The 11463-nt window shown below is 40.1% G+C and carries 11 protein-coding genes and 1 pseudogene; 1 reads left to right on the top strand and 11 read right to left on the bottom strand.

The genetic code is table 11. The features are described 5' to 3' along the window. Positions 1-158: 158 nt before the first annotated feature. The 7 genes and pseudogenes from AC3KVK_RS19735 to AC3KVK_RS19765 form a co-directional block, all read right to left on the bottom strand. Complete coding sequence (locus AC3KVK_RS19735) at positions 159-1220, bottom strand: serine hydrolase domain-containing protein (protein WP_490313745.1); 1062 nt, start codon at positions 1218-1220, stop codon at positions 159-161. Positions 1221-1428: 208 nt separating this feature from the next. Further along, positions 1429-1605 (bottom strand): annotated as a pseudogene (locus AC3KVK_RS19740) (transposase); the annotation flags it as partial. Positions 1606-1699: 94 nt separating this feature from the next. Then, a complete protein-coding gene (locus AC3KVK_RS19745) occupies positions 1700-2167 on the bottom strand; it encodes a hypothetical protein (protein WP_490313744.1) in 468 nt (155 codons plus the stop codon). A 499-nt stretch (positions 2168-2666) separates the two neighbouring features. After that, the gene (locus AC3KVK_RS19750; protein ID WP_490313743.1) at positions 2667-2849 is read right to left on the bottom strand and encodes a hypothetical protein; all 183 of its coding nucleotides are present in this window, start codon (positions 2847-2849) and stop codon (positions 2667-2669) included. 157 nt (positions 2850-3006) lie between these two features. Further along, on the bottom strand, positions 3007-3276 hold the full coding sequence (locus AC3KVK_RS19755; RefSeq protein WP_490313742.1) for a Txe/YoeB family addiction module toxin: 270 nt from the start codon (positions 3274-3276) through the stop codon (positions 3007-3009). Continuing rightward, positions 3269-3523, bottom strand: coding sequence for a type II toxin-antitoxin system Phd/YefM family antitoxin (locus AC3KVK_RS19760; protein WP_490313741.1), 255 nt, complete (start codon positions 3521-3523; stop codon positions 3269-3271). The genes AC3KVK_RS19755 and AC3KVK_RS19760 overlap by 8 nt, the downstream gene beginning before the upstream one ends. Before the next feature lie 502 nt (positions 3524-4025). Then, entirely contained in the window at positions 4026-5009 is a 984-nt protein-coding gene (locus AC3KVK_RS19765) for a transposase (RefSeq protein WP_518526952.1), read from the bottom strand. Positions 5010-5284: 275 nt separating this feature from the next. On the opposite strand from AC3KVK_RS19765, the gene AC3KVK_RS19770 reads away from it, so the two are divergent. Continuing rightward, positions 5285-6328: an IS110 family RNA-guided transposase gene (locus AC3KVK_RS19770; RefSeq protein WP_518526905.1), complete on the top strand. Its 1044-nt coding sequence runs from the start codon at positions 5285-5287 to the stop codon at positions 6326-6328. A 510-nt stretch (positions 6329-6838) separates the two neighbouring features. On the opposite strand, the gene AC3KVK_RS19775 is transcribed toward AC3KVK_RS19770, so the two are convergent. The 4 genes from AC3KVK_RS19775 to AC3KVK_RS19790 all read right to left on the bottom strand — a co-directional run bounded on the left by AC3KVK_RS19775 (position 6839) and on the right by AC3KVK_RS19790 (position 11384). Beyond that, on the bottom strand, positions 6839-7531 hold the full coding sequence (locus AC3KVK_RS19775; RefSeq protein ID WP_490310663.1) for a hypothetical protein: 693 nt from the start codon (positions 7529-7531) through the stop codon (positions 6839-6841). Between the two features lie 11 nt (positions 7532-7542). After that, positions 7543-8166, bottom strand: a complete 624-nt coding sequence (locus tag AC3KVK_RS19780; protein WP_490310662.1) for a hypothetical protein — start codon at positions 8164-8166, stop codon at positions 7543-7545. Positions 8167-8694: 528 nt separating this feature from the next. Then, positions 8695-10005, bottom strand: a complete 1311-nt coding sequence (locus tag AC3KVK_RS19785) for a sensor histidine kinase (protein ID WP_490310661.1) — start codon at positions 10003-10005, stop codon at positions 8695-8697. Between the two features lie 11 nt (positions 10006-10016). Further along, a complete protein-coding gene (locus tag AC3KVK_RS19790) occupies positions 10017-11384 on the bottom strand; it encodes a sigma-54-dependent transcriptional regulator (protein WP_490310660.1) in 1368 nt (455 codons plus the stop codon). Between the last annotated feature and the right edge of the window lie 79 nt (positions 11385-11463).

An 11463-nucleotide genomic window follows, 5' to 3' on the forward strand; every position in this document is an offset into this window, starting at 1 on the left:
TTGCATACTTTTGTGTTTGCATATTTTTATTAACGGCACGACGATTTGACAGACGAAGCTGATGAATTTGTTGATTAATTTGGATTTGACCGCTTGCGCGGTCAAAAAGATAAGTAATGCCTATTGACGAGAGATCGGCTCATATGTGTTAAGTTCCACTACCACTCAGAATTACGTCTTAATATTTCTGAAATCGATTTTGCTATTTCCCATCGAGGAGTATTACTTGAATTAGTTAGAAGAATCATTGCGTTTTTACTTTCTGGGTAAGTAAGAACTAGCGATTTATAGCCTCTGATACTACCTGGATGCCTAGCAACTTCACCATGTTCAGTTTTGTATACTTGCCAACCCAACGCCATATATATTTCACCCCAAGTAGTTTTTATTTGCGGCTCCAACATTTCATTATATATTTGCTCTTCTAAAATTGATGCATCACGAGCAAGGGTTAGTTTTAACCAATGACTTAAATCACGCACATTAGATACTAAGCCCTCACTTGGGTTAAATGATACATCATAAGGACGTTGATCAGTTTTGTTGATTAACTTGCCTTTGTAAGTTGGACTCGCTTCAGCAAAGTACTCATTCCCACCAAACGAATAATTACTTTTTTTCATCTGAGCAGGTTTCAATATATTGTCGTGTATGAACTTTTCATATTCTTGTCCAGAAGCCGCACTAATAACCGCACCTAAAATATTAAAATTAGTATCGCTATATTCAAACGCCTGCTCTTCTGAATGTTTTAATGCAAATTCACTCACAAGGCCAAGATAAGAAGAAATTGTTCTTTTCTCTTCAAAACTTACCGGTCTAATAATGTCACTCAGTCCTGATGTGTGGGTGAGTAGCTGCTTGATAGTGATATTAGATTTTGTAAGTGCTGGCAAATATTTTCCTACATTGTTACTAAGGTCTAGCTTATCATTCTGGACTAGTTTCATTATTGCTTGAGCAGTAAATAGCTTAGAAATTGAAGCTACACGAAACAAAGACTCTGAATCCGTAGATTTTTTCTGCTCTTCATCAACAAAGCCGAAACCTTTGATATAAGTTACTTCACCAGACGTAATTACTGCTACTGACATAGATGGGATATCATTATTAATTCGAATATCTTCTAACGTTGCTGTTAATTCGTCTTGTGTAATTGATTCATTGGCAAGTACGTTAAAAGAGATGGGAAAAAGCATTAATAATATTAATATATACACCGAACTTCCTTGTGGAACTTAACGAGCCTGTAGATTTACTCGTTTTTAATTTGTTTTTATTAATCAGCAAACCATAACTGAGTTCCTATTTTGATTCAATCATTTAGGCTGTTTTGAAGTGAGATTTTAAATCGAGGTTTTAGATGGGTTTTCTTGCGGTTTCTATGGGATTTTGAGGCTTTTTAAGGGTAAAAAGGGTTTCCCCAGCTTAATGCATTCTGTTTTGCAGTTTTTCGATATTATGAACCAAGCAATACAGTTGCCACTGGGCATTCACTTTCGCTTGACCCCGTAAAGTCAGTTTATTCATGCCTGTATTGACGGTGATATTCCCGAATACGGGTTCGATACAACCGAGTCGTTTGCTGTATTGTCGTCGCCCCATTCAGGGGCTGATAATAGCTTACTAAAATTGTGAAGCGAAGCGGAACCGAGCAAGCTGTTAGCAGTCCCGCTACTGTAATGGCTTGTTATGTGTTTTATTCGCCAAGCCATTTAAATTTGGCATCTTTGATTATTTTATTAAATTCAGCTTGAGTGATTTTGCTATTAGCTAAGTCATCTTCTGCTGGCCAAGCAACCTTCTGATATTCGTATTCTATCGCGGCAAGAATATAACCGAGCTTTCTTTCTGTAATGTTTCCTTTATGGAAGTGATGCATCGCTAATTTTTTATTCCACGACTTGCCTTCTGGAGGTTGTGGTAACTTAAAATCAAGAGTAAGAAGCCTTTCATCTGATATTGTAAAACCTTTTGCTATTGAACCTTTAGCACATTCATAGAGCATATAATCAATAGAGTCTTGAAGGCCATAAAAATGCCAATCAAAGCCAGCATTACAACCACCTACGATTTTTCCCTCTTTGTCAGTAATATCTATGACTCTTTCAGCGCAACCTGAAAGGCAAAATAGGACTACAATTGTTTTTAACAAATTTCGATACATCGATGAACTCTTCTAAACACATAACAATTTAGTATTTATGCGACACGCAGTTTGTTTTGCATAATCGCTTGTTGGGCTGAGGCACTACCTGCTCGGTGTTTGAGTGGGTATTGTTTATACTGTGGGAATTTGTTTTTCGTGATGTAGGCTACATCACGCTTACTTTATCGGATTAACGGTGCTTTCTTAGCCTTCCCTGCATGACTCAGCCATTTTTACGTCCCCATTACACCTAATTTTTTGCGCTGAGGCAATCTTATTTTTCGTGGGCACAGCGTCACCTTACCTGAACACTTAAACAGGTTAACCCGCTGATTTGACGAAGCTAGCATGGCCGCTGGTGAGAGTTGAGTGAATATACTTTTTGTTTAACACTGTGCTCTCTCAATTTGAGCATTGATTGAGCTTGTTGTTCATTCATTGGTTTTGCGGTAATAAAATGTGCATCAAGTAACAGCGATGCTTGTAAAACGACTAAAGCATCATTTTTATCTGTTTTTTAGTTTTGACGAACAGACATCACTAATCGCGTTGATATTAATAAGGAATGGTGGCCAAGTGAAGTTGCAAATTGATGCCAATAATTAGCGCTGGCACAGGCTTCAAAAATAATCGTTGAAGGACTGAGTGACACTAAGTACTCTCTAAATTGCTGCAGTGTCATCTCATTATTTGAGTGCACTTTATTATTTTTAGAACGACAAACTTGTATTAATTTATGAGCTAAATCGACACCAATTCTTAACTTATTTACAATCGAACTCCGGAAATAATTTCTACTTCAGTGGAGAAGTTGGGAGTCCAATTATCTTGTTAGATGCCCGACAGCTGGACCGAATTTAGTAGTGGTAACGACATGAAATTATTGTTATTGCTTGATCATCGACTGCGTAAACAAGTCTATTCGTGTCGTCAATGCGGCGAGACCAAAAGCCAGATAAGTTCTCTTTTAGCTGCTCAGGTTTACCAATACCCTCAAAAGGAGAACGCTTAACATCATTGATGAGTTTATTGATACGCTTGAGGGTTTTCTTATCTTGGGTTTGCCAATACAGATAGCCACTCCAAGCCTCATCAGTCCACGATAGTAAACGTTGGCTACTACTCATCGATTAACTCTCGTGCGGTTGTTTTACCTGCTCGGTACTGTGCTATTGAGCGGTTTAGGTGTTCAGCATTTTGAGGAGAGCGCAGCAAGTGCACTGTCTCCATAAGACTGTTGTAGTAGTCTAAAGACATAACCACAGCATCTTCAGAGTCACGACGTGTAATGACAGTTGTGTCTGCGTCATTAACTACACCATCTAAAACACCTTTAAGGCCATTTCTAGCTTCAGTAAAAGATACGATTCTCATAAGAACCTCCACATGTACATTTAATAGAACAAGTATAGTCTTCACTCATATACTTGTACAGTAAATTGAACATGCAATATTGATAAGGCAACTAGACATAATGACTCCCACACGGTGCTAGCCTCCGCATTTTCGTGGGTTAGCTTAAAGCCAGAGCCATAATTAGCTTGTCAAATAACAGACAGAAAGACATCAGCATCAGAAAGACATCACGAAAGACATCACGAACACGACGAAAGACATGAGGACATGAAAGACATGACACTCATAAATATCTCTCTGATTTTAAATAATTTATATTAAAAAACAATACAAAATCTATTTCAAAGGGAGTAATGGATTGATTAACGACTGCTTGAAATACATATATCTTGCGGTTTTATACCTGCAAAGCCGCTGATGAGTATTGAGTGAATATAAATTGATATGAAATATCAGATTTTCCGGCATGGTAAAACTAGGCCTATGCCTCGTTTACTTAAATACAGATTAATGATTGTGACTAGCCGACTCCGCGATACCAACTTTGTTGATGTTGATGGGCACATTGCCTAAGCGCACTCGGTTGGCCTGCGAAGTTGCTGTATTGTCGTCTAAAGTTTTGTACAGCTTCGAGCCAAACAGCAGTTTCTATTCCCAATTCGACCAGAATTTTAGGTTGAGTTTTACTTATAGCCCCGCGCTTTTTTGGGTCAATATGTCGCCCACTCCAATCAGCAAGTTCTAGATAATCTAATAACTTAAAGGGAATGGTTTGATTGTTTTGGTTACTGCCAAAGGCCATCAGTTGCTTTGGTTGCTTTGGTTGCTGGGTAGTGTGTTTGGTGTTTTCTGAAGAAGTGTGACTTTTGTAATGCTGAATGCGCTCTTGAATTGATGTAAAGTCGCTATCTTGCAGGTTTTTCGCCATTTTGGCTCTGATTGGGTTTAAATCGACGTACATCATACAACTGAGTACGGCTTGCTCGTCCAGTAGCGCTTGCGACTTAAAGCGCCCCTCCCAAAATCGGCCTGTGCAGTTATCTTCTTTATTGGCTTCTCTGGCAATAAACTCGTTAAGGTTACGCATATACCAACTGATGTCGTATAAACGATTTCGCCAAACTTCGACCGTTTTATCAACGCTGTACATATAGGCTTCATCGAGTTTTTCACCTTTACGGTAGCGGTCGACCAAGATTGTGCCGTGATACAACTGATACCAGCGTTCTATCACTTCCTCCTTTGACCAGTTTAATGCCCTACTTCTATCGACCCTAAGCACCAAATGGTAATGATTCGACATCACCGCATAGGCCGCAATATCAATGGCAAACACTTGCGATAGCCGTTTAAATCGCTCAACTAACCACACACGTCGATGTTCAAAATTTTGACCTGAGTATTTATCAAAACCCGCTAGAAATGCCCTGCGAACACAGCGACTGATGCAGTGATAGTAAGGTGTGGAATCTAAATCAATTAACGAACGTCTTGCTTGTGCCATGAGAATCACCAAAACTCGAAGTGATTAATTAAAATTAGACCCTCTATTGTGGTTTTTCAACGAGATATTTATGGGTGTCATGTATTTTATTTAACTTGACAGTGGGAGTCATACCAACGCCGCAATAAGCGGCTAAAAATTGTGGGCTAAAATCGCGAAGCGATAGCCCACTGTTTTTAGTCCGACTTAATTGCCTTGATAATCATTGAGCCTCCTCCCTAGCAAGCCGCATCAGCGGTATGCTTAAGGCAACCAAACCTACAGGAGAAAGCTCAATGAGATTTTATAATAACGCACATCCATACTACTGCGGTATCGATTTACATGCACGCTTACTTTATGTCTGCATCATTGATTCTCATGGCGAAGTAGTTGTCCATAAAAAGATTGGCGCTGATAAAAATGATTTATTACGCCTACTCGAACCTTACATCTGCAATGTGATTGTCGGCGTTGAGTGCATGCATTGTTGGTATTGGGTGTCAGACTGGTGCGCTGAACTCGGGATTGATTTTGTTTTAGGCCATGCCTTGTACATGAAAGCCATTCACGGTGGTAAAACCAAAAACGATAAAGTCGACTCATTTAAAATTGCCACTTTATTGCGCGGTGGTAACTTTCCTGTAGCTTATGATTACCCAAGTGAAATGCGCGCTACTCGTGATTTATTACGTCGACGAATGAAGATTGTCCGCCACGGGGCCATGCTCAAAGGTCATGTTGTAAACACCAACAGTCAATACAACCTGCCTGCAACTGAGTTAAATCTTAAAAATATTTCAGCAAGACAAAAGCTTCGCGAGCAATATCACGACCCAATCGTGCAGCGCAATATCGATTTAGACATGGCACTCCTTGATTGTTATGCAAAAGAACTCGCACAGGTTGAATGGTTCATCGAAAAACAAGCTAAAAACCACAACCCTGTTTATTTAGAATTACTGAAAACCGTGCCTGGTATTGGCAAGATTTTATCGCTGACAATCTTGTATGAAATTGGCGAAATCCGTCGTTTTGAATCAGTACAAAAATTTGCTTCTTACTCACGGTTGGTCAAATGCAAAGCAGAGTCGGCCGGTAAAACCTACGGTACTCAAGGCAATAAAATCGGCAATGCACATTTAAAATGGGCTTTCTCTGAAGCCGCTGTACTTTATCTTCGGGGCAATGACAAAGCACGTAACTACCTCAATCGATTACAAAAACGAATGAGTAAAGCGAAAGCATTATCTGCACTGGCCCATAAGTTAGGGCGCTGTGTCTATTTCATGTTAAAAAACAAAACGGTGTTTGATGAGCAACGATTCTTAAAGGGATAAGTCGCGCAATAAGGTGAGCTGAAAGTCTAACTAGATACTCTTGAAAAAGAGAAACGAGCATGACCGTGAATGAGGTGGCTAATGAAGCAATGACTTCTCACCATCATCACTATGCCAAATGCTATTTAAGCTACATCGCCTTGATTAGACACCTTATTGGCGCGCACTAATACAATCAACAAAGTCGTTTACACCTTAAATGAGCCTGAAACTAACTGTGCAAAAAGCACCTCTGACTTGAATAGTGCCATCTTAGGGTTAACCGATAAATGTCTAGTGCCCCTAACATTTCAATGGATTGAAAAGCGTTAGGCAGCGATAAGATCGCACTAAGAGAGCCTCTATATGTGTTTGCTGTAAACGACGATTTAACAGCTAACCGACAGACGAAGTAGATGAGTTTGTTGATTGATTTGGATTTGACCGCTTGCGCGGTCAAAAAGATAAGTAATGCCTATTGACGAGAGATCGGCTCATATGTGTTAGGCACTTGTTCATGAATACTTATCCCTATTTTCGCCAAAGTAAAATAGGGGAAGTATCAGGGGAAATTTTAGTTACAACGATCCAATCACTACCATCTCCGAATGCACCTTCAATATACCAATCCATTCGAATAAATATGTCTTGATAGCCGTCTCTATTAAAATCTCCTCTAGCAAGAATTACATAATTAACTACCGTTTCCCCGAAAGAAACTTTTATATTGTCTTTACCTGATTCGATTAATTTTAAATTTGATTCATATGACCCCAGATCTCCTCTGCGGCCATCTAAAGCCTGACCACCGAGATATGGGATAGATGTGGATGGAAAGGTTTTGAGTAAAGGTAAGTCAAACTCTAACGGCCAATAATTTAAGGCGTATTCAGGTGCATCATAAAAACGCCTTGCTGCCTCACAGTCAATTTTTAACAGATCCCAACGGGCAAACTCTCTTTCCAAAATTTCATTATCGCCTATAGATGTTACTTCTATGCAATTATGTACATTCAAAGTATTTCCATCAACGCTTGAGTATTGACTCTCGAACGTTAAGTCGTATAAATTTGTTCCGATTGAATCAATACCGACAAATGCGTTAACGTTATACCAACGCGATTCTTGCTTAACAACCTCTTGCTTGTTGGTGGTTGCTTGGCATGCAAATAAACTAAAAACAGATAGTATCAAAGGAAGACTTCGGGTTAATTTCTTCTTCATAATTGCTTCCTTTAAGGGATTTTAACTTGTAAATTTTGTTTCGAACTTAGAAGGTCATACACATATTTATTTCTTAACGGAGAAATACCTAAACGATTACTTTGCTTAGCTGCATCCGCCCACTTACCTAGCTTAATGAAGCCATTGAATTTAACATATTGTACTTTTAGCTTAGTAATACCTAAATTAAATACCATATCGAACAATGCTTTTTGTACGTTCACGGGCATAGTATCAAAGGGTTGAATAAAGCCGTTAGCTACAGAATAATAGCGTGAAAGTTCTTGGTAAAACGACTGTATATGTTTATCACGTTGTGCATTCATATCAAGGTCTTTCATTATCAGCGTAGTATGCTTTTTAAATGAGGCTGAACCATAGTTTCTACCATAAGGTTGCTTTTTTATTGAATCATACTCAGCATTTTTTTCTGCCATTGTAGCTAACACTGATGAATTATTACTAGAAGATTTTTTGTACATTTTCACAGTGCTCATTGAAGTTTTGTTAGGTATCATATGACCTATACCGACAGTGACCTTTCCCACCGTATCTAAATATAAGTGTGGGATGCGCCCTTCATAGTTTTCTATATTTTTACTAACTTCTGTTCTTACTTTTGCACTTAATGGCATAAATAAATTCCTTTTTAAGGTTAAGTTTTAAATTTATAAATTTTACATAAATAACAATGAGTTGAATTAGTGCCTAACAATTTTATAGTGCGCGCTTCGCGCATCTTTCTGCCGATGACACGCTCATAATTCATAATTTCATTTCTAACAAATAACTTAACTCATTGCCAGCTATAATTTTTTTATCGGTACTAAAGATACTCAGACAAGAGAAAATGCGCTCTTGGCTCATTTTCTTGAATATGGGAGCGCAACAGCCAAACTGTATATTTATACAGCTAATTTGTTAGTGATAAGATCAAAACGCGATCCCCATTAGCATACAGACTTTGTCGCGACGCAAAATACTTGCTACAACACAGGTGACTCCTTGTTCAGTTCTAAACGGGTTATTTTGCCCGTTAACCAATGCAGGGGCTGATCAAAAAACATACCCACGGTTAATTTAACAGCTTGTTTTGTTTTAAGTTTATCCAAAAAACACGATTTTTGTGTCTTTTTAATTCAGAAGCACGGATATCAAAATAGTCATTCAGATCGGTTGGCCGCGGCCAGTACCACGCTTGCAATCACACCTTTTGTTTCTTCGCGATTACTCACTTTTAGTTTGCCACCTTGTTGTTCAATCATGTTACGGCATAATGTTAACCCTATGCCTTTGCCTTGTGATTTTGTGGTATAAAAAGGCACAAATAGATTGTCAGGGTTAGCGATACCACAGCCGCTGTCGAGCACGGTTATTTCAACCCATTGCCCTTTTCGTACAGCCGAAATGAAAATTTTGGCGTTATCTTTACTGGCTTCGATAGCATTTTTGAGCAGGTTAACTAACACTTGTTCTAACAATACTTTGTCAGCACTGACGAACTCGGCGTTTAGCTGACTGTCGATAGGATAGTCAAATAAGGTGATGACTTTTTCTAAGCAATCAGCCACGTTCACGGCTGTTAAATGCACATCGTAATCGGTGGCTAAGCTGGCATATCGATTTACAAACTTCATTAAACCATCACTGCGCTCGCCAATCACACTTAATGCATGTAACACATCGGGCTCTTGCGCGACGAGCATTTGTTCAAGCGATTGCGCTAATGACTTGATTGGCGCAAGTGAATTATTGATTTCATGGCTCAGCACTTTCGTCATTTTATGCCAAGCGGCTTGCTCTGTTTGGTACACCACTTGCTCAATGTTTGTCAGTACCACCAGCTGGAATTGCTGACCTTGCATGCGCAATTGGCTGTGGCGTAATTGCCACTTAGCAGCCAATTGCGGATCCATAAAGCGCCACTGGTTGGCTTGATTGGACTGCTCATGCCACTGTAAACCCAGTTGAGTTGCGTGACTCGATTTTAAATTTCGCCACGGCTTTTGACACCACGATGAAAACGCATCATTGCCATGTTGTAATCGTCCAGCTTGATCAAATAAAGCAATCGGAGTGGCCAGCTGCTCGATTAAACCCAAAACCAACACCGCTTGTTGGTCGTACAGATGTTTTCTGACTTGTAAATCTCGGGCCAAAAACTTAACTTCATCACATAACGTATTCACTGCACCTTGGCTAAATTGTGAGTTAGCGCGCAAACTGTAATCTTCATGGCGAATAGCTTCGAGCATCGCCGATAAATTATAAAAAGGCTTCAAAATAGCCGTCTTACACAGCCAAGCCACCACTGTTATCGGGATCACGATGGCGACTAAAACGGTCGTAATCACTAAGCCAGATGCATCAACTAAGTAAAAAATGCTGGCCAATAACGTCACCAGCAGCAAACAAGTGGTGAACATTAAACCATTCAGTAACTGCTCTAAAGACTTAGGCGCCCATGACCTCATCAGTGATGACCTTATTTGGTTTTAATATTGAATTTATCGAGGCGTCGATAAATCGCGCTTTTACTGATCCCAAGCAACAACGCCGCTTCTTCGACTTGATTTTGACTTTGCGCCATGGCCATTTTGAGCAATTTAAGTTCAGCCTGCTCCAATGTCATTAAGCTCAGCCCGACAGGCTCTTCTTCGGTGGTTGTTTGGTCGGTGCGAAGAGATAAATCAGCCTCGGTAATTTCATCGTGATCGCTCATCAACACGGTACGTGCCATCATATGACTAAGCTCTCGTACATTGCCAACAAAAGGGTAATCGTGCAAAGCTTGCACCGCACACGCACTTAAAGTCGGAGTCGTGAGCTGATATTTTTTACTGTGGTGCCTTAAGAAGTGCTCGGCTAATACGGCAATATCTTCTTTTCGTTCTCGCAATGGCGGGATCACGAGTTCGATGGTGTTTAAGCGAAAATATAAGTCTGTTCGAAACCCGCCCGCGGCCATTAATTGCTCAAAGTCAGCATTTGAAGCACTGATCACCCGACAATCAGCAATCAAGGTGGTGTTATCGCCGACCCGCTCATACTGTTGGGATTCTAATACTCGCAGTAGCTTGGCTTGTTGGCTGAGGCCTAATGTGCCAATTTCATCCAAAAACAATGTGCCTGCAGAGGCGGCAGCAAAACGGCCCTGCCGATCTTGTTTGGCGTCAGTAAATGCGCCTTTTTTATGACCAAATAACTCACTTTCAAACAAGTTTTCAGCAATAGCGGCCATATTAACAGCAACAAAAGCGCCACTGCGAAGCGATTGCTGATGAATATATTCGGCAATGCATGTTTTTCCGGTGCCATTTTCTCCGCGTAAAAACACCGTCGCATCGGTTTTGGCGATGCGATCAATTTGTCGCTTAAGTTGCTGCATGGCAGCGCTGTGCCAAAGCAATTCATCGCTTGAAGGCGCTGTAAACTCATCAGTGGGCGCTGCTCCCCGAGCCGACTTATCCATATCAGCGAGCGCTAAGTGTTTTTTCACCATCATTAACACAGCGTGGTTATCCCAAGGTTTGGCAAAAAAGTCTTTCGCTCCAACTTGCATGGCTTCAACCGCTAGGTTGACACTCGACCAGGCGGTCATCGCAATAATCGGCGGCGCAGTGGTGCCTTGCATCCCTTTTAAAAAATTCAGCCCTTCGTCACCTGAAGTGGTGTCAAATTCATAGTTCATATCGAGTAAGACTAAATCGATTGTTTGGCTGTGTATTAGCTCTTTGGCTTGGCTTAAGTCACTGGCTTCGAGCACAGAAAACCCATGGTTTTTGAATAAAAATTTGAGGCTCAAACGAACATCGGCTTTGTCGTCGACAATTAAAAGAGTGTGTGCTTTCATCGCTGATAAACCTTAAATAATCCTTTAAAATTCATAATTTATGATGTGTTACATTAGGGTTTAAAACCGAGTGTATCAT

The organism is Pseudoalteromonas sp. J2K-J979, assembly GCF_058169715.2.

Excerpts from the sequence above, each read along its gene's own strand:
- AC3KVK_RS19785 (WP_490310661.1), bottom strand. The coding sequence starts at position 10,005 with ATGAGGTCATGGGCGCCTAAGTCTTTAGAGCAGTTACTGAATGGTTTA.
- AC3KVK_RS19755 (WP_490313742.1), bottom strand. The coding sequence starts at position 3,276 with ATGAGTAGTAGCCAACGTTTACTATCGTGGACTGATGAGGCTTGGAGT.
- AC3KVK_RS19790 (WP_490310660.1), bottom strand. The coding sequence starts at position 11,384 with ATGAAAGCACACACTCTTTTAATTGTCGACGACAAAGCCGATGTTCGT.
- AC3KVK_RS19765 (WP_518526952.1), bottom strand. The coding sequence starts at position 5,009 with ATGGCACAAGCAAGACGTTCGTTAATTGATTTAGATTCCACACCTTAC.
- AC3KVK_RS19780 (WP_490310662.1), bottom strand. The coding sequence starts at position 8,166 with ATGCCATTAAGTGCAAAAGTAAGAACAGAAGTTAGTAAAAATATAGAA.
- AC3KVK_RS19760 (WP_490313741.1), bottom strand. The coding sequence starts at position 3,523 with ATGAGAATCGTATCTTTTACTGAAGCTAGAAATGGCCTTAAAGGTGTT.
- AC3KVK_RS19770 (WP_518526905.1), top strand. The coding sequence starts at position 5,285 with ATGAGATTTTATAATAACGCACATCCATACTACTGCGGTATCGATTTA.
- AC3KVK_RS19775 (WP_490310663.1), bottom strand. The coding sequence starts at position 7,531 with ATGAAGAAGAAATTAACCCGAAGTCTTCCTTTGATACTATCTGTTTTT.
- AC3KVK_RS19745 (WP_490313744.1), bottom strand. The coding sequence starts at position 2,167 with ATGTATCGAAATTTGTTAAAAACAATTGTAGTCCTATTTTGCCTTTCA.